The 23,017-nt window shown below is 59.8% G+C and carries 19 protein-coding genes and 3 pseudogenes; 14 read left to right on the forward strand and 8 right to left on the reverse strand.

The window, feature by feature from the left end; genetic code table 11:
* Nucleotides 1-145 precede the first annotated feature (145 nt).
* The 4 genes from AC1DH9_RS09740 to AC1DH9_RS09755 all read left to right on the forward strand — a co-directional run bounded on the left by AC1DH9_RS09740 (nt 146) and on the right by AC1DH9_RS09755 (nt 3,860).
* A complete protein-coding gene (locus tag AC1DH9_RS09740; RefSeq protein ID WP_427545755.1) occupies nt 146-622 on the forward strand; it encodes a PaaI family thioesterase in 477 nt (158 codons plus the stop codon).
* Nucleotides 619-1,071, forward strand: coding sequence for a PaaI family thioesterase (locus AC1DH9_RS09745; RefSeq protein WP_427534575.1), 453 nt, complete (start codon nt 619-621; stop codon nt 1,069-1,071). The genes AC1DH9_RS09740 and AC1DH9_RS09745 overlap by 4 nt, the downstream gene beginning before the upstream one ends.
* A gap of 89 nt (nt 1,072-1,160) precedes the next feature.
* Entirely contained in the window at nt 1,161-3,065 is a 1,905-nt protein-coding gene (htpG, locus tag AC1DH9_RS09750; protein WP_427545753.1) for a molecular chaperone HtpG, read from the forward strand.
* 66 nt (nt 3,066-3,131) lie between these two features.
* Nucleotides 3,132-3,860, forward strand: a complete 729-nt coding sequence (locus tag AC1DH9_RS09755; RefSeq protein ID WP_427545751.1) for a dienelactone hydrolase family protein — start codon at nt 3,132-3,134, stop codon at nt 3,858-3,860.
* A 175-nt stretch (nt 3,861-4,035) separates the two neighbouring features.
* Here the strand turns inward: AC1DH9_RS09755 and AC1DH9_RS09760 are convergent, their stop codons facing one another.
* The 7 genes and pseudogenes from AC1DH9_RS09760 to AC1DH9_RS09790 all read right to left on the reverse strand — a co-directional run bounded on the left by AC1DH9_RS09760 (nt 4,036) and on the right by AC1DH9_RS09790 (nt 12,332).
* Complete coding sequence (locus AC1DH9_RS09760) at nt 4,036-4,896, reverse strand: pirin family protein (RefSeq protein ID WP_427545749.1); 861 nt, start codon at nt 4,894-4,896, stop codon at nt 4,036-4,038.
* A 62-nt stretch (nt 4,897-4,958) separates the two neighbouring features.
* Nucleotides 4,959-5,375: an OsmC family protein gene (locus tag AC1DH9_RS09765; RefSeq protein WP_477808099.1), complete on the reverse strand. Its 417-nt coding sequence runs from the start codon at nt 5,373-5,375 to the stop codon at nt 4,959-4,961.
* A 158-nt stretch (nt 5,376-5,533) separates the two neighbouring features.
* Entirely contained in the window at nt 5,534-6,754 is a 1,221-nt protein-coding gene (gene fabB, locus AC1DH9_RS09770; protein ID WP_427545747.1) for a beta-ketoacyl-ACP synthase I, read from the reverse strand.
* Between the two features lie 11 nt (nt 6,755-6,765).
* A complete protein-coding gene (gene fabA, locus AC1DH9_RS09775) occupies nt 6,766-7,281 on the reverse strand; it encodes a 3-hydroxyacyl-[acyl-carrier-protein] dehydratase FabA (protein WP_017127984.1) in 516 nt (171 codons plus the stop codon).
* 246 nt (nt 7,282-7,527) lie between these two features.
* On the reverse strand, nt 7,528-9,426 hold the full coding sequence (locus tag AC1DH9_RS09780) for an ATP-binding protein (protein ID WP_427545745.1): 1,899 nt from the start codon (nt 9,424-9,426) through the stop codon (nt 7,528-7,530).
* A complete protein-coding gene (locus tag AC1DH9_RS09785) occupies nt 9,423-10,352 on the reverse strand; it encodes an ABC transporter substrate-binding protein (protein ID WP_477808100.1) in 930 nt (309 codons plus the stop codon). Before AC1DH9_RS09785 ends, AC1DH9_RS09780 begins: the two co-directional genes overlap by 4 nt.
* A 1-nt stretch (nt 10,353) precedes the next feature.
* Nucleotides 10,354-12,332, reverse strand: a pseudogene (locus AC1DH9_RS09790) (TonB-dependent receptor plug domain-containing protein).
* A gap of 196 nt (nt 12,333-12,528) precedes the next feature.
* On the opposite strand from AC1DH9_RS09790, the gene AC1DH9_RS09795 reads away from it, so the two are divergent.
* The 5 genes and pseudogenes from AC1DH9_RS09795 to AC1DH9_RS09815 all read left to right on the forward strand — a co-directional run bounded on the left by AC1DH9_RS09795 (nt 12,529) and on the right by AC1DH9_RS09815 (nt 16,476).
* Entirely contained in the window at nt 12,529-13,554 is a 1,026-nt protein-coding gene (locus AC1DH9_RS09795; protein ID WP_477808101.1) for an NAD(P)H-dependent glycerol-3-phosphate dehydrogenase, read from the forward strand.
* Between the two features lie 31 nt (nt 13,555-13,585).
* The gene (locus tag AC1DH9_RS09800) at nt 13,586-13,933 is read left to right on the forward strand and encodes a DUF4389 domain-containing protein (protein WP_054593407.1); all 348 of its coding nucleotides are present in this window, start codon (nt 13,586-13,588) and stop codon (nt 13,931-13,933) included.
* Nucleotides 13,930-14,088: pseudogene (locus tag AC1DH9_RS09805) on the forward strand (histidine phosphatase family protein); the annotation flags it as partial. The gene AC1DH9_RS09800 and the pseudogene AC1DH9_RS09805, both read left to right, overlap by 4 nt.
* A 246-nt stretch (nt 14,089-14,334) precedes the next feature.
* Entirely contained in the window at nt 14,335-16,002 is a 1,668-nt protein-coding gene (locus AC1DH9_RS09810) for an AMP-binding protein (RefSeq protein ID WP_427545735.1), read from the forward strand.
* 30 nt (nt 16,003-16,032) lie between these two features.
* Complete coding sequence (locus tag AC1DH9_RS09815; RefSeq protein WP_427545733.1) at nt 16,033-16,476, forward strand: hotdog fold thioesterase; 444 nt, start codon at nt 16,033-16,035, stop codon at nt 16,474-16,476.
* A 32-nt stretch (nt 16,477-16,508) separates the two neighbouring features.
* On the opposite strand, the gene AC1DH9_RS09820 is transcribed toward AC1DH9_RS09815, so the two are convergent.
* The gene (locus AC1DH9_RS09820) at nt 16,509-19,538 is read right to left on the reverse strand and encodes an RHS repeat-associated core domain-containing protein (RefSeq protein ID WP_477808102.1); all 3,030 of its coding nucleotides are present in this window, start codon (nt 19,536-19,538) and stop codon (nt 16,509-16,511) included.
* Nucleotides 19,539-19,729: 191 nt separating this feature from the next.
* Between AC1DH9_RS09820 and AC1DH9_RS09825 the strand changes: the two genes are divergently transcribed.
* The 5 genes and pseudogenes from AC1DH9_RS09825 to AC1DH9_RS09845 form a co-directional block, all read left to right on the forward strand.
* Nucleotides 19,730-20,221 (forward strand): alpha/beta fold hydrolase, encoded by a 492-nt coding sequence (locus AC1DH9_RS09825; protein WP_477808103.1) that lies wholly within the window; start codon nt 19,730-19,732, stop codon nt 20,219-20,221.
* 75 nt (nt 20,222-20,296) lie between these two features.
* Nucleotides 20,297-21,148, forward strand: coding sequence for an alpha/beta hydrolase (locus AC1DH9_RS09830; RefSeq protein ID WP_477808104.1), 852 nt, complete (start codon nt 20,297-20,299; stop codon nt 21,146-21,148).
* A gap of 50 nt (nt 21,149-21,198) precedes the next feature.
* Nucleotides 21,199-21,858 (forward strand): glutathione S-transferase family protein, encoded by a 660-nt coding sequence (locus AC1DH9_RS09835; protein ID WP_427545725.1) that lies wholly within the window; start codon nt 21,199-21,201, stop codon nt 21,856-21,858.
* A gap of 23 nt (nt 21,859-21,881) precedes the next feature.
* On the forward strand, nt 21,882-22,688 hold the full coding sequence (locus tag AC1DH9_RS09840) for a DUF4892 domain-containing protein (RefSeq protein WP_427545723.1): 807 nt from the start codon (nt 21,882-21,884) through the stop codon (nt 22,686-22,688).
* Between the two features lie 71 nt (nt 22,689-22,759).
* Nucleotides 22,760-23,017: pseudogene (locus AC1DH9_RS09845) on the forward strand (AI-2E family transporter); the annotation flags it as partial.

Genomic DNA, 23,017 nt, shown 5'->3' on the forward strand with positions numbered 1-23,017 from the left:
GTGGAAAATATCTACTTGCCCTTTCGAACGCAGCACCATGGATTAAGTTCCATGTTTCCTACAGATATATAAGATTTATCTTGGTTGGAACTTTTTCTTAGTCCCTCAACTGCTATGCAACACCACTAAAAAGAGCCTTTATCGAATGATCGACAACCCCGTTTTCGAGCGTGCGACACGGTTTTTAACGGCGCTGAGGCATTGCCAGGTGCTCGGGTTACGGGTGCACAGCGCAAGTAATGACGGGCTGACAATCACGTTGCCGTATAGCCCGCAGATCGTCGGTAATCCGCAAACCGGTGTGATTCATGGCGGCGCCATCACCTCGTTGATGGACACCGCGTGCGGCATGGCAACGCTCTGCGTTTTGCCGGAGTTCGAGGTTTGCCCGACCCTGGATCTGCGTATCGACTACATGCACCCGGCCGAGCCGCATAAAGAGGTGCATGGTTTTGCCCAGTGCTACCGGGTGACGACTGATGTGATTTTCACGCGCGGGTTTGCTTACCAGGATGATCCGCAAAAGCCGATCGCCCATGTAGTCGGGACCTTCATGCGCATGGGCAAAGGCGTCAAAGGCACCAAGGGTTTTGGTGGTGTCATCAGTGGGGGGACGAAATGACGGATAATTTCAAAGAGCAATTGCAGCAGGCTCACGAGCGTGGGGACTACGCCACGCTGCTGCAACTGATCCCCTATGCCAAGCTGATTGGCGTCGAGTGCTCGCGGCTGGGCGATGAGCTGATTTTTCGTTTGCCGGCGAACAAGGACAATATTGGCAACCCTTTGCTGCCTGCGATTCATGGCGGGGTGATAGCCGGGTTCATGGAACTGGCGGCGGCCCTGCATTTGCTGATCTTTACCGGTTCCCCCGGTGTGCCGAAGATCATCGACTTCTCCCTCGATTATCTGCGTGCCGGGCAGTTTCGCGACACCTACGCCAAATGCCAGGTGTGCCGTCAGGGACGGCGGGTCGCCAACGTCGCGATAACTGCATGGCAGAGCACTCAAACCGAGCCGATTGCCACGGCGCGTGCCCATTTCAAAATTGAAGAAACGCCAAGCCCTTGAAATTCTGGGCTATGCCCCCAACTCTGATGACATCCCGCCGTCACCCCTTCAGGGTGCGGCCACTGCCATCCAATCGGAGTTTGATGACCATGAGCGTGGAAACTCAAAAGGAAACCCTGGGCTTCCAGACCGAGGTGAAGCAACTGCTGCACCTGATGATCCATTCGCTGTATTCCAACAAGGAAATTTTCCTTCGCGAACTGATCTCCAACGCCTCCGACGCTGTCGACAAATTACGTTTCGAAGCCCTGTCCAAGCCTGAGTGGCTGGAAGGTGGCGCTGAACTGAAAATCCGTGTGAGCTTCGACAAGGACGCGAAAACCGTCACCCTCGAAGACAACGGTATCGGCATGAGCCGTGACGATGTCGTGACCCACCTGGGCACCATCGCCAAATCCGGCACTGCCGATTTCATGAAGCACCTGTCTGGCGATCAGAAGAAAGACTCGCACCTCATCGGTCAGTTCGGCGTAGGTTTCTACTCCGCGTTCATCGTTGCCGATAAAGTCGACGTGTTCAGCCGCCGTGCCGGCCTCGCTGCCAGCGAAGGCGTGCACTGGTCGTCCAAGGGCGAAGGCGAATTTGACGTCGCCACCATCGACAAGGAAGACCGCGGTACGCGCATCGTCCTGCACCTGAAGCCCGCTGAAGACGAGTTCGCCGATGGCTGGCGTCTGCGCAACATCATCAAGAAGTACTCCGATCACATCGCGTTGCCGATCGAACTGCCGAAAGAAGTGGCAGCCGCCGAAGGCGAAGAGAAACCAGCCGTTGAATGGGAAACCGTCAACCGCGCCAGCGCTCTGTGGACCCGTCCGCGTACTGAAGTCAAAGACGAGGAATACCAGGAGTTCTACAAGCACATCGCTCACGATTTCGAGAACCCGCTGAGCTGGAGCCACAACAAGGTCGAAGGCAAGCTGGAGTACAACTCGCTGCTTTACGTACCGGCCCGTGCTCCGTTCGACCTGTATCAGCGTGAAGCGCCACGTGGCCTGAAGCTGTACGTGCAGCGCGTGTTCGTCATGGACCAGGCTGAGTCGTTCCTGCCGCTGTACCTGCGTTTCATCAAAGGTGTGGTCGACTCCAACGACCTGTCGCTGAACGTCTCGCGGGAAATCCTGCAGAAAGACCCGATCATCGACTCGATGAAGTCGGCGCTGACCAAGCGCGTTCTGGACATGCTGGAAAAACTGGCGAAGAACGAGCCTGAGCAATACAAGGGCTTCTGGAAAAACTTCGGCCAGGTCATGAAGGAAGGCCCGGCTGAAGATTTCGCCAACAAAGAGAAAATCGCTGGCTTGCTGCGTTTCGCCTCCACCCAGGGTGAAGAGGGCGAGCAAGTGGTCTCGCTGGCCGAATACCTGGCTCGCGCCAAGGAAGGTCAGGACAAGATCTACTACCTGACCGGTGAAACTTATGCACAGGTCAAGAACAGCCCGCACCTGGAAGTCTTCCGCAAGAAAGGCATCGAAGTGCTGCTGCTGACCGACCGTATCGACGAGTGGCTGATGAGCTACCTCAACGAATTCGACGGCAAGAGCTTTGTCGATGTGGCACGCGGTGACCTGGACCTGGGCAACCTGGACTCGGAAGAGGACAAGAAGGCCGCCGAAGAAGTCGCCAAGAGCAAAGAAGGCCTGGTTGAGCGGATCAAGACTGCGCTGGGTGAAACCGTCAGCGAAGTGCGGGTTTCCCACCGTCTGACCGATTCTCCGGCGATTCTGGCGATCGGTGAGCAGGACCTGGGCCTGCAAATGCGTCAGATCCTTGAAGCCAGCGGTCAGAAGGTTCCGGATTCCAAGCCGATCTTCGAATTCAACCCGGCTCACCCGCTGATCGAAAAACTCGACGGTGAGCAGAGCGAAGAGCGTTTTGGCGACCTGTCGCACATCCTCTTCGATCAGGCAGCCCTGGCTGCCGGCGATAGCTTGAAAGACCCGGCCGCCTATGTGCGCCGTCTGAACAAGCTGCTGGTTGAGCTGTCGGTTTAACCGAGTTGTAGAAAAACCCGCTTCGGCGGGTTTTTTCATTCTGGCGTTTCTTTACGGGAGTGAGTCATGAGCCAAGTTAGTGTGCGTTCCGTTGTCTATCAGGTTGAGGGTCAGTCTTACGAAGGTCGTCTGGCGTTCGATGCTGGCCACACAGGCCCGCGTCCGGGCTTGTTGATGGCGCCGAACTGGATGGGGGTCAGCGCCGGGGCCGAGAAGATTGCCCAGGAGGTTGCCGCCAAGGGGTATGTGGTGTTGATTGCCGACCTGTATGGGCAGGCGATTCGTCCGCAGAATGGCGACGAGGCGGGCGCGGCGATGATGCCGCTGAAGAATGATCGTGCGTTGTTGCGCAAGCGCATGCAGGCCGCATTCGCTGCCTTGCAGAGCCAGGGTGAAGCAGCGGTCGATACTTCGAAACTGGCAGCGTTCGGTTTCTGCTTCGGCGGTTGCTGTGCTCTGGAACTGGCCCGAAGCGGCGCGCCGCTCAAGGCTGCCGTGTCGTTCCACGGTACGCTGGACACACCGAACCCTGCTGATGCGAAAAATATCAAAGGCTCGGTGCTGGTGCTGCACGGTGCATCCGATCCATTGGTTGCGAAAGAGCAGTTGCCGGCCTTCGAAGCTGAAATGAACGCTGCGAGCGTGGATTGGCAGTTGCTCAGCTACGGCGGCGCGGTGCATTCCTTCACCGACCCGCACGCCAATGTGCCGGGCATGATGATGTACGACGCCAAGACCGCCAAGCGGGCCTTTGTGTCGATGCATAATTTGCTGGATGAAGTGTTCAACGGCTGAGTGCTGTTTCTAGCCCTGGCACTGTCGGTGTCAGGGCTGGCCTCATCGCGAGCAGACGGAACGCCGCCCGGCTGCTCCCACATTTGACCGAGACGTACACAAGATTAACGGTCGACACCATTCCAGTGTGGGAGCGAGCCTGCTCGCGATGGCGGTGTGACTAACACCGAAGATCTTAAGGGAGTTCGATCCGCTCGCTCTCGCCTGGCACGGTTGGCCAATCACCGGCCGCCCAGCGTCGGCGGGCTTCATCGATCACCGCGGGATCGCTGGCGACGAAGTTCCAGTTGATCCGCCGCGGCCCGTCCATGGGCGCGCCGCCAAACAGCATGGCGTGGCAGTCGCTTTCGGCGAACAGGTCCATTTCTTCCCCGGCAGGCAGCACCACCAGCGAGTGCGGTTCAATCGGCTCGCCATTGAGCTGGGCCTCACCGTCCAGCACGTACAGCGCGCGTTCTTCATGCTCGGTGGGGATCAGCAAGGTCGTCGCCGTTTTCAGCTCAAGCTCTGCGTACAACGTAGGGGAAAGCACCGGTACCGGTGACTCCARGCAAAAGCCTTTGCCGGCAATCATCCTGATCTTCACCCCGAGGTTATCGCTGACCGGCAGGCTGGCGGCCGGGTGATGGCTGTAATGGCCGGGACCTTGTTCGTACTCTTTGGGGGAGGCCAGCCAGATTTGCAGGCCGTGCATCTTGAAATCGGTATCCCACAGCGCTTTCGGTGTGCGCTCGACGTGTGCAATCGCACTGCCTGCGGTCATCCAGCTGACGTCACCCGGTTTCACGATCTGGTCGGAGCCCAGACTGTCCTTGTGCTGGAGTTCGCCTTTGAACAGGTAGGTGAGGGTGGACAGGCCGATGTGCGGATGCTGGCGGATGTTCATGCCCTGGCCTGCCGGATAGCGGGTTTCAAGCATGTGATCGAAAAACACGAAAGGCCCGACGCTGCGGCATTGGGCCGACGGCAGCGGGCGCAGGATCGGTTGGCCTTCGACATCTTCGGTGCGTGGGCGAATCACGAGCGGACTGATCATGGTGCATTCCAGGCTGTACGAGTGATGCCGTCGAGCATAACCCGCACAGCCCGTGTTTGCCGCTATTGGCTGAAGGCGCCTTCAGACAGGTGAGTCTCGATGGTTACTTCGCTGGTGGTCATCAGCTTGTGCACCGGGCAGCGATCGGCCACGCGATGCAGCTCTTCACGCTGGGCGTTGGTGAGTACGCCTTTGAGGGTCAGTTTGACATGCAGGGCGTATTTGCCTTTCTGCTCCTGGCTGTTGTCGCGTTTGACCTCGACCGTGACGCCGGTCAGCGGGATTTCCTTCTTCTGTGCATAGAGCTTGAGGGTCAGTGCCTTGCAGGCGCCCAGCGCTGCGTCGAAGTAATCATGGGGCTCAGGTGCGGAACCTTCGCCGCCGGAGGTTTTGGGCACATCGGCGAAGAGTTKATGGTCGTCGATCTGGATGCTGTGACGAAAACCTTCGCTGGATTCGGTATTGACGGTAATGGTCATGACAAACCTCATGGGCAGTAATAAAGGGTGTGCGTCAGAAATAGACCTTGCAGTTATAGAGCATCTGGCGATTCAGGCGTTCCACTGGTTTATCGATCAGCCAAAAAAAACGCCCCGAACCAGTCGGGGCGTTTTCATGTGCAGCGAAGCAGCGGGGCTTACTTGCCCTGCCAGCGCTTCAGGACCAGGGTGGCGTTGGTGCCGCCGAAGCCGAAGCTGTTGCTCATCACGGTGTTGATGGTGGCGTCTTCGCGAGTCTTGGTCAGGATTGGCATGTCAGCCACTTCCGGGTCCAGTTCTTCGATGTTGGCAGAACCTGCCATGAAGTTGCCTTCCATCATCAGCATGCAGTAGATCGCTTCGTGAACGCCGGCAGCGCCCAGGGAGTGACCCGACAGGCTCTTGGTGGAGCTGATGGCCGGAGCCTTGTCGCCGAAGACTTCACGCACGCCTTTCATTTCCATCACGTCGCCGACCGGAGTCGAAGTGCCGTGGGTGTTCAGGTAGTCGATTGGCGTGTCGACGGTGGACATGGCCATCTGCATGCAGCGGATGGCGCCTTCGCCGCTTGGCGCGACCATGTCGTAGCCGTCGGAAGTCGCGCCGTAGCCAACGATTTCCGCGTAGATCTTCGCGCCACGGGCCAGAGCGTGTTCCAGCTCTTCGACCACGACCATGCCGCCACCGCCGGCGATGACAAAACCGTCACGCTTGGCGTCGTAGGCACGGGAGGCTTTTTCCGGTGTCTCGTTGTACTGGCTGGACAGTGCGCCCATGGCGTCGAACAGGAACGATTGGCTCCAATGCTCTTCTTCACCGCCACCGGCGAACACGACGTCCTGCTTGCCCATCTGGATCTGTTCCATGGCGTTACCGATGCAGTGAGCACTGGTGGCGCAGGCAGAAGCGATGGAGTAGTTCAGGCCCTTGATCTTGAATGGAGTGGCCAGGCAAGCGGAAACCGTGCTGCTCATGGTCCGCGTTACGCGGTATGGGCCGACGCGCTTGACGCCTTTTTCGCGCAGGATGTCCAGCGCTTCCATCTGGTTCAGGGTCGATGCGCCACCGGAACCGGCGATCAGGCCGGTGCGTGGGTTGGAAACCTGCTCTTCGGTCAGGCCGGAGTCAGCAATGGCGTCTTTCATGGCCAGGTAGGCGTAAGCCGCCGCGTGGCCGACGAAGCGATAGATCTTGCGATCGATCAACTCTTCGAGTGGCAGGTCGATGGAGCCGGAAACCTGGCTACGCAGACCCATTTCGGCATATTCCGGGTTGAACCGGATGCCAGGGCGGCTTGCACGCAGGTTAGCGGAGACGGTCTCTTTGTCATTGCCCAGGCACGAAACGATGCCCAGACCAGTGATAACGACGCGGCGCATGCGGATAACCCTTAGAAGTTGTCAGTGGATGTGAATACGCCGACCCGAAGGCCTTCGGCGGTGTAGATCTCGCGGCCGTCGACGGTGACCGAACCATCGGCGATGGCCAGGTTCAGCTTGCCCTTCAGGACGCGTTTGATCTGGATGTTATAGGTAACTTTTTTGGCGGTCGGCAGAACCTGGCCAAAGAATTTCACTTCGCCCGAACCCAGGGCGCGGCCGCGGCCCGGCAGGCCTTGCCAGCCGAGGAAGAAACCGACCAGCTGCCACATGGCGTCGAGGCCCAGGCAGCCCGGCATCACCGGGTCACCTTCGAAGTGGCAGGCGAAGAACCACAGGTCCGGAGTGATATCCAGCTCGGCGACCAATTCACCTTTGCCGTACTTGCCACCCTCTTCGCTGATATGAGTGATGCGATCCACCATCAGCATGTTCGGGGCGGGCAGTTGCGCGTTACCAGGGCCGAACAGCTCACCGCGACTGCAGCGCAGCAGGTCTTCCCGGGTAAAGGCGTTTTGTTTGGTCATGCGAGCTCCTCAATAGTCCCATGCGGCAGGTGGGGCGAATCTTCCCGGCCGATCGAAGCGTTCATGCTTCGAACCGGCAGCCTACTCATAGACTATTGCGTTGTGGTGAAAGTCACAGCACAAGGGACATGAATGTACACTTGTGCACTGAAATTATTTTTCAAGCCCGATTCCGAGCTGTCAAGGTGCCTAAGACTGCCGCACTTTCGCCTTTCACGCCAGTCGCAGATGGAGGATCACTCCCCACTACCGTACCCAACGTTGCAGAATTTGCTGCAGATCAGTGCGTTTGAAAGGTTTGGCCAGATAATCGTTCATCCCCGCCGACAGGCAGGCCTCGCGGTCACCCTGCAATGCGTTGGCGGTCAGGGCGATGATAGGCAGGTCGGTGCAGCCGGGCAGTTGACGGATCTGCCGGGTGGCTTCGTAACCATCGATGACCGGCAGCCGGCAATCCATCAGAATCGCCTCGAAAATCAGGCTCTCGGCACTGCGTACCGCCTGCGCACCGTCGGTGGCGACGCTGACAGTAAAGCCCAGACTGCGCAGCATTGCTTCGATGACGGTCTGATTCACCGGATTGTCTTCCACCAGCAGCACATTGCGCCCCTCGCCGTGGTCGTTGCCGGCAGGCGTGCGCGGTGCCAGGGCCGGTAGCGTCTGCCTGGACAACGCCAGGGGAATTTCCAGGGTGAATACCGAGCCTCGGCCTTCCTCGCTCTGGGCGCGCAGTGTGCCGCCCATCCGCTCGGCCAGCGTGCGCGCAATCGGCAGACCCAGGCCGGTGCCGCCGTAGCGCCGGGAGATCGAGCTGTCGGCTTGCTGGAAGGCGTTGAACATCAGCTCCAGGCTTTGCGCCGAAATACCAATCCCGCTGTCGCGCACGGTGCAGGTGAACCACAGCAATTCGTGGTCCAGCGATTGCCACTGCGGCTCGATCGTTACCCGGCCTTTCTCGGTGAACTTCAAGGCATTGCCGATCAGGTTGACCAGGATCTGCCGGATCCGCGTCGGGTCGCCTTGTACCTGCAAGGCTTGCATGTCGTCCGGGATCTGTAGCTCAAGACTCAGGCCGCGTTGCATCGCGCTGTGCTGGAAAGCCTGGGCGCAGCTGTTGATCAGCTCGGCGAGGTTGAACGGGATGTGCTCCAGCTCCAGGGCCGAGCGTTCGATGCGCGAGAAGTCGAGAATGTCGTTGATGACCTTGAGCAAGTGCTCGGTGGACTCCGAGGCCAGCGCGGCGTACTCGATCTGTTCCTCGGTCATGTCGGTGGTTTCGAGCAATTGCAGCATGCCCAGCACGCCATTCATCGGGGTGCGCAATTCATGGCTCATCATCGCCAGGAAGTCGGACTTGGCGCTGTTGGCCTTTTCCGCTTCTTCGCGGGTCTGGATCAGTTGCGCCATGGCCTGATGCTGCTCGCGGCTGGCGAGCTCAAGGCCATCGGCAAGATTGTTGATGTGGCGCGACAGGTCGCCCAGTTCGGCATCGTCGACGATCGGCAGCGGTGTTTTGTAGTTGCCTTGCTGTATCGCCTTCACCGCATTGCCCATGGCGCTGATGGGCTCCGACAGGCTGGCGGCCAGGCGCCGCGCCAGCAGAAAGGTAAAGAGCAGGGCGAACAGTGCGAGGATCGCGGCCTTGAGCAGGATCTCCTGTTGCCGCTGACTGAAGGCATCGTTRGACATGCCGACGACGACGCGTCCCAGATAGTCTTCGGAAGGGCCGATGGCGGGTGGCGGCCCCTGCAGGAAATCATCGCTGAGCCTGATCCGTTGCAAGCGCACCGGTGCTTGAAACACTTCGATCTGTTGTGAGCGTTGGCTGCTTTCCGAAGGCTGCTCGACGTGCACCAACACCTTGTTGGCGTTGTCCTGAACCTCGAGAAAACGCACGTGCGGCGTTGTCAGCGAGGCTTTCATCAGGCTTTCGAGCACCTCATTGTTGCCGGAGATCACCCCGTATTCGGTGGCCGGGGCCAGTTGATTGGCGATCAGTTGGCCGGTGTGGTTGAGCTCCTGGCGTAAATCCTGGATTCGCACGACGGTAAAGAAACTGATCAGCAGCAACGTCAGCAGCAGCGCCGGGCCTAGGCTGATGATCTGGGTGCGGGTATTGATGCCCCAATGGCGGCGCAGGTTCATGGGCGGTTTTCTCCTTCGGCCAACTGTGTTGCAACAGCCGTGGGGTCAATCTGTTCGATGCCTAAGGAACGAGCGACTTGCGGGTTACTTAATACCTTGAAGCGCTGCGGGTAGAGGGTGCGCGGCCAACTGGCCGGCGGACGATCAAGCAAGCTGTCAAGAATGGCCAGCCAATCGCCCTGATCGCTGTAGGTGCTGGCCAGGCTGCCGGCCTTGACGAACCCCGCGTTGGGGCCGATCAATGCAAGTTGTCGGCCATAGCTGCTGAGCAGCAGATTCTTGGCGGTTTTGGGGTTGTACACGTCAGGATCGTCAAGTCCCAACAGCACGTCGCTATTTTTCAGCAGCGCCTGCAATGGCCGGCTGTCATTGGTGTTGTCCCAACGTTCGGCGACGATCTCCAGCCCCAGCCGGTGCGCGGYATGGTGCAGCTCCTTGAGCAGAAATTCGCTGTTCGTCCCGTACAGCACGCCGACCCGTCGCACTTGCGGCAACAGGGCCTGAATCAGGCGAAGTTGGCGGCTCAGCGGTGGATCACTCCACAGCAGGCTAAGGTGCAGGGGCAGGGCATTACCCAGGCGCTGACTGGCTTGCAGGCGGCTGATGCGCAGCACCAGCGTCGCCGGTCCCTCGCTGTCTTGCAGGCGCCAGTCGAGGCTCGGCAGATCAAGCAAGATCAGCCGTGTCGCATCGGGTAGCCGGGACGGCGCGGGGAGGTCGGCAAGGCGTGCGAAGCGCACCGTGTCTTCCGGTCGCTGCTCGGCCAGGGCGCGGGTAAAGGCCTGCACGCCGGGACTGTCCTCGGCGCCGGTCAGCAACACGTCGGCAGCACGCACGGGCAAACTGCCCAGGCAGACAAGCAACAGTCCCCAAACCCAAGGCCGGCGGCTTCGGGGGGAGTGGGGGCGTGTCTGGCTGAGGCCCATGTCAGAACTCTAACTCGGCGCTGAAGTAGAGCACATGGCGCGAGTCATAGTTGTTGTCGATGAAGGTGGTCGGCTGGTTGTCGAGGCGTTGTTGCAGGATACCGGCCAGTTCGAGATTGGCCTTGCCCAGCGCAATGCGTTTGGCGATGCGCGTATCGACACGCTCGAAGCGGTAGCCATTCAGTGCGTCGTCACCATAGTAGAACAGTGCACTGTTCCAGCCATTGCCCCAATCGCGCAGCCAACCGGCGGAGCCGCTGTTGCGTGCGCTGAATTGTTCGTCCAGAGGATTACTGGCCCTGGCATCGACATAGGCGTAGGTCAGGCGCAGCCGATCGGCATCGCTGACACGCCAGTCAAACTGGGTTTCAGTGCCGCTGAAACGCGAGGCATTGCTGTTGCTGGCAATGTACTGGTTGTTGCGCAGCGGCTCGCTGATCATGTCGGTGATTTCGTCGTAGAACAGTTTCACGTCGACGTTCAGCCCAAGGTCAGCGAAGAAGCCGTTATACCCCAGTTCGCGCGAACGCATGTGTTCTTGAGCGAGGTTGCCGGGGCCACGGGTCTTGACGAAGTAACGGGCACTGGACTGACCGTAGGCACCGGGGCTGAGGTTGGTCACCTGATAGCTCCAGTTGACGTTGTTCTCGAACATGTCGGGTGAGCGGATGGCCTCCGAATACACCGCGCGCAGACCGTGGMGCGGGTTGATCAGGTAGTTGATTGCGACGCGCGGGGTGAGCGAGTCACCGACCAATTCGGTTTTTTCGTACATCGCACCGCCTTGCAGCAGCCAGTGCTCGCTGGCACGCCACTCCAGTTGGCCGAACAACCGCCAGATTGAGTCGTCGAGGGTGCCATTGAAGTACGTTTCGGAGTCGGCCCGGTCGTATCGATAGTTCATGCCGCTGACCAGACGCAGACTGTCGGAGAGGCTCAGGGTGTCCTGCAGTTCAAGGTCGTAGCGCGACTCGCGGGCGCTCTGGTCGATATCACCGCAGACGGTGCGGTTGGCGCCACCTTTCCATTGATCGAGCACCTGGTTGGCCAGTGCCTGCTCGACCGGCGTGCCGTGCGGTGCACCGGTGCCGGTATAGCTATCCATGTGCCGCGCCAGGCGCTCGGCATAGTTGGGGTTGAGCTGCCAGAGTTGGGTGAGCTGCGGGCTGAACGACACTTCGGCGTCGCACGCGCGCCAGACTTGCTGCCGATCCCACTGCTGCGCCGACCCCTGGACGTAAAGGCTGTGATCCGGGTTGAGCTCCAGGTTCCAGCGCAACGAACCGGCGTAATCCTTGGCGATCACGTCAGAGTTGTCACCAGCCGAAGTAATCCCGGAAAGCGGTTCGAGTCGAAACCGTCGTCTTCCTGGCCGGACAGCGACAAGCGCAGGTCGCCGGTTTCCCAGCCGGTACCCTGGCTGGCGTACCAGTCGTTGATGCCGCGCTCACCGCGAGTGACTTTCAGCCGCGTGCCATGGCTGTTGACCGGTGCGCGGGTGATGATGTTGACCACTGCCATCAGCGCGTTGGCGCCATAGCTGACGGTGTTCGGGCCACGGAATACCTCGATGCGCTCGATGTCTTCCATGGCCACCGGAATGTCGCTCCAGTCCACCGTCGCCAGACCTGCGCGGTACACCGAACGGCCGTCGATCAACACTTGCATGCGTCGCGCTTCGCTGGCGTTGGTGCCGTGATAGTTCACCGCGGCCTGGTTGCCGCTGACGTTACCGACCATCATCCCCGGCACCAGCCGCAGCAATTCGCTGATGTCGCGGGCACCGCTGGCCTTGATCAGTTCGCTGTCGATCACCGTCATGCTCCCGGGCACGGCGGCCGGCGACTGTTTCAGTCGGGTGGCGGTCAGTACCTGGGGCAGCGCGGCGTTGTCGAGAAACAGATCATCGGCCAACAGCGGGTCAGAGAGCATCAGCGCCAGAACCAGCGAGGAGCGAAGGTGAGGAGGGCCAACAGACACGGTACAGCCTTGATCGCAGTTAATTGCCGCGCATGTTAACCGAGCTGTTTGAGTTTTCCAGTCACGATGCCGGCATTTTCTCAGGTTTTGCAGGTCTGCTTCCTACAAGTGCTGCTAATTGATGGAGGGGCTGGCCGACGCCAGACCGCCCCGTATAATGCGGCTATCGCCACTGGTATGGATTAACGGATTGCATATGACTGAACAGCGCCCGATTGCGGYCCTGGGAGGCGGAAGTTTTGGTACCGCCGTGGCTAATTTGTTGGCCGAGAACGGTCATCAGGTCCGGCAGTGGATGCGCGATCCTGAACAGGCCGAGGCCATTCGGGTCAACCGCGAGAATCCACGCTACCTCAAGGGCATCAAGGTTCACCCTGGGGTGGAGCCGGTCACCGACTTGCTTGCCACCCTCAATGAGTGCGACCTGTGTTTCGTCGCACTGCCTTCCAACGCCCTGCGTTCGGTGCTCGCACCCTATGCCGAGCGCCTGAGCGGCAAGTTGCTGGTAAGCCTGACCAAAGGCATCGAGGCCCACACCTTCAAGCTGATGAGCGAAATCCTTCAGGAAATCGCCCCACAAGCGCGCATCGGCGTGCTGTCCGGGCCGAACCTGGCCCGTGAAGTGGCCGAGCACGCGCTGACGGCCACAGTGGTCGCCAGTGAAGACGAAGAGCTCTGTCAGCGGGTCCAGGCGGCATTGCACGGTCGGACCTTTCGCGTGTACGCCAGTGCCGACCGTTATGGTGTGGAACTGGGCGGGGCACTGAAAAACGTCTACGCGATCATCGCCGGCATGGCGGTGGCGTTGGGCATGGGCGAAAACACCAAGAGCATGTTGATCACCCGGGCATTGGCGGAAATGACCCGCTTTGCGGTGAATCAGGGGGCCAACCCGATGACGTTCCTGGGGCTGGCCGGGGTGGGCGATTTGATCGTCACCTGTTCGTCACCGAAAAGCCGCAACTATCAGGTCGGTTTTGCCCTTGGCCAGGGCATGAGCCTGGAAGAGGCGGTGACGAGCCTTGGTGAAGTCGCCGAGGGCGTCAACACGCTGAAGGTGCTCAAGGCCAAGGCCCAGGAAGTCGGGGTTTACATGCCGTTGGTCGCCGGTTTGCATGCGATCCTGTTTGAAGGACGCACGCTCAATCAGGTTATTGAGCTGTTGATGCGCGGCGAGCCGAAAACCGATGTCGATTTTATCTCCACCAGCGGTTTCAACTGAGTCCCCCATTTACAGGGGCAGGGAGCGAGACATGAACGATCCAAAAGTAGCAGCCAAGTACGAATCCATCCTGCTGCGCGTGCTGTGGATGCTGGTGTATGTGCTGGTCTGGCAAGTCGCGCAATTGATCCTCGGCGCCGTGGTGCTGGTGCAGCTCATCTATCGGTTGATCTATGGGGCACCAAACGCCGGCCTGATGAATTTCGGTGACAGCCTCAGCCAGTTCCTGGCGCAGATCGGCCGCTTCGGCAGTTTCCACAGCGACCAGAAACCGTGGCCATTCGCCGATTGGCCGACTCCGCGTGCACCGGAAGGCGAAGCCCCGCACGCTGTACCACCCGCGCCACATCCGGCCCGTGATGAGGAGCCAAAGCTATGAAACTCTGGGTGTTGCGTCACGGTGAAGCCGAGTCTCACGCCCGTAGCGATGCTGAGCGGGAGTTGACTGCACATGGTCGTGAAGAAGTGCTGCGAAGTGCCGCGCAACTGATCGGCCAGCCGATTCAGGCGATTATTGCCAGCCCGTACATGCGATGAGCACGGCCAGCCTGGCTGAGCTTGAAGCTGATTTGCCGTTGGCTGGGGGCATGACGCTCAATAGCGTCAAAAATCCGTAATCTGCGGAGGGCATGGATAATCTGTAGCAGCTGCCGAACGCAGGCTGCGCCAGCTGCTACGGGAATGCGTGCTCCTGGCTGGATTTTGTTTTGAAATAGCCAACCAAGCAACTGCTTGGTTGGCTACGCTTGCCGCCATACCGAACAAAAAGGAGCGCATCGCATGTCCGCCGCTTTTCGTTTGCCGCTGCAAGTGTTCTACGAGCGTGAAGCTCGCCATCCCCGCCAGCGTTTTCTGGTCCAGCCGATTGGCGGTGGTCAGGTCGAGACGCTGACCTGGGCCGACGTCGGCCATCAGGCGCGGTGCGCCGCTCACTGGCTACGCGCCCGGGAGCTGCCTCAAGGCAGCCACATTGCACTGATCTCGAAAAACTGCGCGCACTGGATCATTGCCGACCTGGCGATCTGGATGGCCGGGCATCTCTGCGTTCCGTTGTACCCCAACCTCACCGCCGATTCGGTGGCCCAGGTGCTCGAACACTCGGAGGCTGCGCTGGTGTTCATCGGCAAGCTGGATGATTGGCCAGGCATGTCCAGGGGCGTCAGCACCGATCTGCCGACCATCAGCCTGCCGTTGTGTCCCGCGGGTGACTTCGATTTCAGTTGGGCCGATCTGCAACACAGCTCACCGATTCAGGACGACCCAACGCCCGACGCCAACCAGTTGGCGACCATCATCTACACCTCCGGCACCACCGGCTTGCCCAAAGGGGTGATGCACAGTTTCGGTAACCTGGGTTTCGCCACCACTCACGGTACGCAGTTGTTTGGTCTCAATGAGTCGGACCGGTTGCTGTCGTACCTGCCGCTGTGCCACGTCGCCGAGCGGATGTTTGTCGAGCTGGCGTCAATCTATACCGGGCAAACGGTATTTTTTGCCGAAAGCCTCGACACGTTTCTCAGCGATTTGCAGCGTGCACGACCCACGGCGCTGTTCGGCGTGCCGCGCATCTGGAACAAATTCCAGATGGGCGTGTACAGCAAAATTCCGGCAAAACGCCTGGATTTCCTCCTTGGCTTACCGATCATCGGCAAGCGGGTCGGGCACAAGGTGCTCGCGGGTCTGGGGCTGGATGCCTTGCGCATTGCCTTGTCGGGCGCCGCGCCAGTGCCGCAAGCCTTGCTGCACTGGTACCAGCGCCTTGGGCTGGAGGTGCTTGAGGTCTACGGCATGACCGAAAACTGCGGTTATTCGCATATTTGCCTGTCGGGCCAGAATAAACCTGGCTGGATCGGCAAGCCGTGTCCGGGGGTGGAGGTGCGGATCGAGGACTCGGGCGAGGTGCTGGTGCACAGTGGTGCGACCATGCTCGGCTATTTCAAGGAGCCGCAGAAAACCGCCGAGACGATCACCGAGGACGGCTTTCTGCGCACCGGTGACAAGGGCGAGCAAGACGCCGAAGGCAACTTGCGCCTGACCGGGCGGCTCAAGGAAATCTTCAAGACCAGCAAGGGCAAGTACGTCGCACCGGCGCCGATTGAAAACCGTCTGGCGGTACATTCGCGCATCGAGCAGGTGTGCGTGGTCGGTGACGGCCTGAGTGCGCCACTTGGTCTGTGCGTACTCTCGGCAGTCGGCCTGCAAGATGCCGCCAGTGTGGCGCGCAATGCCTTGCAGTCGAGCCTGGAAAGCTTGCTCGACGAGGTTAACGGCGCCCTTGATAAACACGAACGCCTGCGCCAACTGGTGGTGGTCAGGGACAGTTGGGCGGTGGAAAACGGCTTTCTCACGCCGACACTGAAGATCAAGCGCAACGTGATCGAGGCCGTGTATGGCGCACGGTTTGAAGAATGGAGTGCACGCAGCGAAGCGGTGCTGTGGCAGGATTGACCCGAAATAAAACCAGAAGAGGATGTAGCGATGAGTCTGTGGCGTACCGTTCCCAACATTGAACAGTTGAACGCGATTCAGAAAAACACCATCGGCGAAGTGCTGGATATACGCTTCGAGGCGTTTGATGACGAGTCGCTGACCGCCAGCATGGTCATCGACCATCGCACCCACCAGCCCTACGGTTTGCTGCATGGCGGCGCCTCGGTGGTACTGGCCGAAACCGTTGGTTCCATGGCCAGCTTCCTGTGCATCGACGCCAGCAAATTCTATTGCGTGGGCCTGGAAATCAACGCCAACCACTTGCGCGGCTTGCGCAGCGGCCGGGTAACGGCGGTGGCCAAGCCGATCCACATCGGCCGCACCACGCACGTCTGGGATATTCGCTTGAGCAGTGATGAAGGCAAGGCCAGCTGTGTGTCGCGGTTGACCATGGCGGTGGTGCCGCTGGGTGAAACGCCGCCGGGGCGTTGAGGCCGATTTGGTCTGCGCCAAAAAGGGGCGTCTCAATGAGGCGACGGAGGTCGGCTGGAGTACGGCGTCGAAGATCGAGAACGCTGCCTCAGCTCGTACGAGCCGGCGCCGGGCAAGACGACCGACCCTCGTGGAGTCGCGGAAATATTCACGATGGAGTCGTTAGGTCTTATCGTGCTCATTTCTATGTTCTCGGTAGTGGGCTTATGTACGGCGAGGCCTTCGGTCACGGAGGTGGTAATGATGGCGCGTTGGTCACCGATGGCGGTGCCGAGCGCTCTTTTGATCATGTTTTTTGTTACAGGATCCAAGTCCATATATCCGGGAACCAGATTCACTACAGCTTGGTCGGCCAATAGACCTAGCGATGCGAAAGCGTGGCGAGTGGTGATGCCGGTTATGGCTTTAGGAATGTCAAAGGTAGGTTCTCCTCCTTTAGCCGGTTTGGTGGGGGTGTTGTAGATTCCGCGTACAAGTGATGCAGCGGCAGCGCTCGTCGCGGTCGCTGCGGAGCCGACGAGAATCGCTTCTAAACCTTTGCCTGCCTCACCCAATACAGCAGACATCAATTGTCCACCGGCATAGCCGAAGGCTCCACCAACGCTCGCCGCAGCAACGATACTCGTTCCTGCGGTCTTTACGCTGGGATAAGGAGTCGAAGGGTTGCTGGGACCAACATGGGACACGTATTGCGACGTCCCTTCGCGAACCGCTGACCCAAAGCCACTGRCGATTTGTGAAACAGCAGCGGTATTGACCCCCGGGGATGTGAAATGGCCGATCAATGAAGGCGCAGCCCCGATACTGGCACCAACAAGAATGCCGCTGACCTTTGTCGTAAGTATTCTTGCCCTGCTGTTCGTCGAAGAGGTGGACAGGGCTCGATTGGCTTCGGCATACCCGGTGACGCCCCCCGATATCCAGCCGGAAAGGGCTCCCATCGCAGTCAACAGGCTGCCGACTGGACTCATCGCGCCGATTGCCATAGTCGCGCCATATTGCAGTGTCGCAGAAACGAGAGCACTACCGCCTTCACGAACCAGTGTCGCTCCTGCCGCATATAGCGTGTCCACCCCGAAAAGCCCCTGAGTATCGACGAGCCTGATCGGGTTGCCGTGCACCATGGCATACAGATTCAACCCATCCGTAGCGCCCGCCGGATCAGCGCTCAACCAACGCTGTCGCCAAGGTAGGTAGTACCGGTGGCCGTAGTAACACAGTCCTGTTGCATCGCGCTCCTTGCCTGAGTAGCGAAAGGTCTTGTAGCTCGCCTCCACCTTGTCCCGCCCGGCCCACCAGCACGTTCCGCCATAGGGGTAATAACATTCCTGGCTGATGAGTTCGGCGTGGTCATCGAGCTCCATCGTGCTGGAGCCCAGGTGGTCGGTGAAGGTGTAACGGTGCTGGTTTTCGGGAATGTCCACTCGTTGGCCTTTTTTCCAGTGCAGCACCTGCACGGTACAGCGTCCGGCCTGCACGGTGATCACGTGCAGGGTTTCCTTGGGGCCTGTGCGAATCTCCAGGCCTGGCAGGTAGCGGGTTTCATGGGTATGGGTCAGCGTGCCGGTGTAAGCCGTGCGGATTTTCCACTGGCGTTGGCCGTTGCTGTCGTAAAGGTAGAGCTCGGCGTCGTTGGGCTCTTCTTCACGCTCCACCTGATCGACCTGGCGCAACTGGTTGCGCAGGTCCCATAGCAAGGGTTGGCCGGGTTGCAACGTGTTCAGGTTGCCATTGTCGTCGTAGCCGGCGCGAATCTCGTCTTCGTCGGGGCGTTTACCATCAGCGCTGTACGGCAGGCTACGGTTGTTGAGTGAAGCGACAGCGGTGTGTTCGGTGCGACTGTTGCTGTCGGCCGTGTGTTGCAGCCGTTCCAGATTGTTTGCGGGGTCGTAGTGAAAGGTTTGCTGGTAGTTTTCCAGTTGGCCGGGATCGGCGGGTGACTGAAAGACCGGTAAGTGCGGGCCGCTCGGAGCATTACGGGTTTGTCGGCCRCTGGCAAAGATCAATCGATGGAGGCTGTCGTACTCGTAGGTATTGATCGCGGCCACCCGCTCATTGCGGAAGTAGCGAATAGCCTGGGCAGCATCGCTGATGCTGCGAATATTGCCCACGGGATCGTAGTCATAAGTCAGGTCTTGCCGTGGTGCTTTTCCCAGGGCCCGGGCCTTGAGTTGCAAGAGTTTGCCGTCCTCGACTGCATAGGTCGCGCAAGACTTTACGCCATTGCCGGCAAGTTGCTGTTCAATCTGGCCGAAGGCGTTGTAGCGGATGGCGCTGACCAGCGTCTTCTCTTCGGCAGCACTGTCCAGTTTCAGGCGTACTTCTCGCAGTTCACCGGCGCGGGTCTGACTGAAGATTTGCCGGTTRCCCCCGGCGTCGGTCTGTTCGCACGGTTCGCCAACGGCGTTGTAGCGTACGCGGGTGATAGCAGGTTCGAGCTCCAGCAAGGCGTCGCGTTCAGTTTCGACTTCGGGCCAATTCACTGGCGACTGCGGGTCAGCAATGAATTGTCGGGACTGCTCAAGAGGGGCACCCGCAAGGCTGAATTCAGTGAAGTGTTGTGTGCCGGCCGTGTCGTCAATGCGAATCAACCGACCGCAGCGGTTGTGGGCGGCGGTTTCTGCTGTGGCGTCGGCGTATGAAAAGCGTTCGGTACAGTGCTCTGTTTGACCTTGAGCCTGCTCGAAAATGGCGCTCGGTCGCAGCAGATCGTCATGGATCGCGCGGCTTTGATTACGTTTTTGGTCCCAGCCCTGCAACCGTTGCCCGGCTGCACCGAACAATCCCAGGCGCCATCCGGCGTCGCCGTTTTCGGACAGCAGCGCCGTGCCTGAGAGGCTGAACACCGTGGACTGATTGACGGCCTMGCCGGAGCCGCCTTCGAGCAACTGGAACAGACGTGGGTCACGGCTGTGGACGGCGCGCCCAGCTGTATCGTAGACCTGCTGAGTAATGTGTGACTCTGTCGTGTCGCCCGCCTTGCGCCGGTGATAGGCCACTGCCCGCACAGCCTTTGCACAAGGGTCGATCACAGCGATCGTCGGTGTGTTGGCGTGTGTCATGGACGATCCGTATCAACGACTATGGCGGCAGGTTCTTTTCGATCTAAACGGAGCCATTGTCAACTGTCAGAATTAACAGGTAGGCCCATAGCCTTGGCCTGACTGTCATCATTCCTGGCAGTTACGGTCATTGCTGTGGGCTTGTGTCTTACGGACAATCAACACCTGATTTCGTTTATGGACGCGCCGTTATGCCGCAGCAGATCTTTTTCGCCCATGCCAATGGCTTTCCTTCAGGCACCTACGGCAAGTTGTTTGCCGCGCTGGCGCCGGAGTACCAGGTCGCGCATCTGCAGCAGCACGCCCATGACCCGCGGTTCCCGGCCGACGATAACTGGCACAACCTGGTCGACGAGCTGATCCATCACCTGAAACAGCAACCCGAGCCGGTGTGGGGCGTTGGCCATTCCTTTGGTGGCGTCTTGCACCTGCACGCGGCCCTGCGTTGCCCGGAGCTGTATCGTGGCGTGGTGATGCTGGATTCACCGGTGCTGACCCGCCCCGATCAATGGGTTATCCGCGCCGCCAAGCGTTTTGGCTTTATCTCGCCAGTTGAAAGTACCGCTGGCGGTGGTTCGTGGCCGGCAGAGCCGGGTGGTCATGCGCCATCACGCCAGCTTCGTCGGCCGCATGCCACAAGGCGAGTCGCTGACAATGCCCGGCGGCCACATGTTTCCCCTTGAACGCCCGCAAGACACCGCGACGTTACTAAAAAAACTGTTCAGCCGTTKGGATGGGCACAGCGAGCGGAGTTGCGCATGAACAGCGTCGAAGAAGTCCGCCTGAGCCTGCCGCACATCGAGTTGGCCGCGCACCTGTTCGGTCCTGAAGACGGTCTGCCGGTGATTGCCTTGCACGGCTGGCTTGACAATGCCAACAGCTTTGCGCGCCTGGTGCCGAAGCTTGAAGGCCTGCGCATTGTCGCGCTGGACATGGCCGGCCACGGGCATTCCGGGCATCGGCCATTGGGCGCCGGTTATGCGCTGTGGGATTACGCTCACGATGTGCTGCAAGTTGCGCAGCAGATGGGCTGGAAGCGGTTTGCGCTGCTGGGCCATTCCTTGGGCGCAATCGTTTCGGTGGTACTCGCCGGTGCCTTGCCCGAGCGCGTGACGCATCTGGCGCTGATCGACGGGGTGATTCCGCCCACCGCCGCTCACGACAACGCCRCCGAACGCATGGGCATGGCCCTGCAAGCGCAGCTGGATCTGCAAGAAAAACGCAAACCGGTCTACAACACCCTGGATCGCGCCATCGAAGCCCGTATGAAAGGCCTGGTCGCGGTCAGTCGTGAAGCCGCCGAGTTACTCGCTCAGCGGGGTTTGATGCCGGTGCCGGGCGGCTACACCTGGCGCACCGACAGTCGCCTGACGCTGGCGTCGCCACTGCGTCTGACCGATGAACAGGCGATGTCCTTCGTTCAGCGAATCAGTTGTCCTGCGCAATTGGTGGTTGCCGCTGACGGCATGCTCGCCAAACACCCGGAATTGCTGGAGCGTCTACCCTTTAGCCGTGAACAGCTGCCCGGCGGCCATCATTTGCACCTGAATGACGAGCCCGGCGCCGCCCTTGTTGCAGACTGTTTCAATCGGTTCTTCGCCGTTCCTTGACTTGCAGCGGGCAACTGTCGAGGCTGGGCGGGTTGAAAGGGGAGACAACCATGATAGATCTCTACACCGCTGCGACTCCGAATGGCCACAAGGTCTCTATCGTGCTCGAGGAACTCGGCTTGCCCTACACGGTGCATGTCCTGAGTTTCGACAAAAAGGAACAAAAGGCTCCAGCGTTTCTCAAGATCAATCCCAATGGCCGGATTCCGGCGATTGTCGATCGGGACAACGGTGATTTCGCCGTGTTCGAGTCTGGCGCGATTCTCATCTACCTGGCTGAGCTGAGCGGAAAACTGCTGCCCAAGGATCCGAAAGGGCGTTCGGTGGTGATCCAGTGGCTGATGTTCCAGATGGGCGGTATTGGCCCGATGCAGGGGCAGGCCAACGTGTTTTTCCGTTATTTCCCGGAGAAGCTTCAGGGCGCCATCGACCGCTATCAGCATGAAACCCGGCGTTTGTATGAAGTGCTGAACACGCGTCTGGAAACTGTCGAGTACCTGGCCGATGACTACAGCATTGCTGACATCGCCACTTACCCGTGGGTCCGTGGCCATGAGTGGTCTGGCGTTTCGGTAGACGGTTTACCCGCCTTGCAACGCTGGATGGCGGTGATGGAAGCTCGCCCGGCGGTGCAGCGTGGCTTGCAGATTCCGCCGCGTAACGACGACGCCAATGTCGTCAAAGGCGCTCAGGCCATGCTGATCCGATGAGAGTACCTTCAAGGTTGAACAGCATGCGCTTGATCTGTTGGTTGGGGATGGGGTGTTTCAGTTCGCTGGTGTTTGCCGCCGATGTACCGGGAAGTCACGATTTGCCGCTGGTGCCGCGTCTGGCCGATGCGCAGATCGTCGACTATCGCCCGCTTGCGGAGCTTGAACGGATCTATCCCATGGGCTCGATCCGCAAAATCAGCGGCCAATTGCGTTTCGATGGCCAGGTCAGTGCCCGTGGAAAAGTGACCTCGGTGACCTACGAGTTGCCGCCCGAGCATTCGTCCACCGAGGCCTTCACCGCCGCTCGCGAAGCCTTGCAGAAACAGGGGGCCGAACTGCTGTTCTGGTGCCAGGCCCGTGATTGCGGCGAAAGCAGCCTGTGGGCCAATCAAGTGTTCGGCAACGCCAAGCTCTACGGTGCCGACGATCAACAGGCTTACCTGCTGCTGCGACTCGCGGCACCGCAGGACAACTCGTTGTTGGCGCTTTACAGCATCACTCGGGGCAATCGAAAAGCCTATCTGCACGTCGAACAATTCGACGCCAGCACGCCATTGGGCGAGTTGTTGCCGACCTCGGCGACCCTGTTGCGTCAGCTCAAGGACACCGGCGTGCTGGACCTGCCGCGGCTGACGGGCGATCCGCAACCGGTGTGGCTGACATTGCTGTCGCGCGGCTTGAACCTCGATACGACTTTGCGCGTCAGTGTTTCCGGAGCCAACGCTGAAGCCTGGCGTCAGGCGCTGGTCGGGCAGGGCGTACGTGCGGCGCGGATGGAACTCGGCAACGTACCGGCAACCGGCCTGCACATCGAATTCCTGCGATAGTTTTTTCCTCGGCGAACGTGTCATTGGCCGTTCGCCTACTCTTTGTTGATTGACCTGGCTCGAGATTTTTCATGATCAATAACGATCGCCTGTTGGTGCAGATCCTGCTCCTGGTGTTGTTCGGTGCCAGTTTCTGGGTGATGGCGCCCTTTTGGTCGGCGCTGTTCTGGGGCGCGGTGCTGGCGTTCGCCAGTTGGCCGCTGATGCGTTTGTTGACCCGCTGGCTCAAGGGGCRCGAATCCCTTGCGGCGGCGTTGCTGACGCTGGGCTGGATGGTGCTGGTGGCGGTGCCGTTGGTGTGGCTCGGTTTTAACCTGGCCGATCATGTG

This window comes from Pseudomonas sp. 05T35 (assembly GCF_056396605.1).

Excerpts from the sequence above, each read along its gene's own strand:
- AC1DH9_RS09840 (WP_427545723.1), top strand. The coding sequence starts at position 21,882 with ATGCGCTTGATCTGTTGGTTGGGGATGGGGTGTTTCAGTTCGCTGGTG.
- AC1DH9_RS09810 (WP_427545735.1), top strand. The coding sequence starts at position 14,335 with ATGTCCGCCGCTTTTCGTTTGCCGCTGCAAGTGTTCTACGAGCGTGAA.
- htpG (WP_427545753.1), top strand. The coding sequence starts at position 1,161 with ATGAGCGTGGAAACTCAAAAGGAAACCCTGGGCTTCCAGACCGAGGTG.
- AC1DH9_RS09740 (WP_427545755.1), top strand. The coding sequence starts at position 146 with ATGATCGACAACCCCGTTTTCGAGCGTGCGACACGGTTTTTAACGGCG.
- fabA (WP_017127984.1), bottom strand. The coding sequence starts at position 7,281 with ATGACCAAACAAAACGCCTTTACCCGGGAAGACCTGCTGCGCTGCAGT.
- AC1DH9_RS09815 (WP_427545733.1), top strand. The coding sequence starts at position 16,033 with ATGAGTCTGTGGCGTACCGTTCCCAACATTGAACAGTTGAACGCGATT.
- AC1DH9_RS09825 (WP_477808103.1), top strand. The coding sequence starts at position 19,730 with ATGCCGCAGCAGATCTTTTTCGCCCATGCCAATGGCTTTCCTTCAGGC.
- AC1DH9_RS09745 (WP_427534575.1), top strand. The coding sequence starts at position 619 with ATGACGGATAATTTCAAAGAGCAATTGCAGCAGGCTCACGAGCGTGGG.
- AC1DH9_RS09800 (WP_054593407.1), top strand. The coding sequence starts at position 13,586 with ATGAACGATCCAAAAGTAGCAGCCAAGTACGAATCCATCCTGCTGCGC.
- fabB (WP_427545747.1), bottom strand. The coding sequence starts at position 6,754 with ATGCGCCGCGTCGTTATCACTGGTCTGGGCATCGTTTCGTGCCTGGGC.
- AC1DH9_RS09835 (WP_427545725.1), top strand. The coding sequence starts at position 21,199 with ATGATAGATCTCTACACCGCTGCGACTCCGAATGGCCACAAGGTCTCT.
- AC1DH9_RS09755 (WP_427545751.1), top strand. The coding sequence starts at position 3,132 with ATGAGCCAAGTTAGTGTGCGTTCCGTTGTCTATCAGGTTGAGGGTCAG.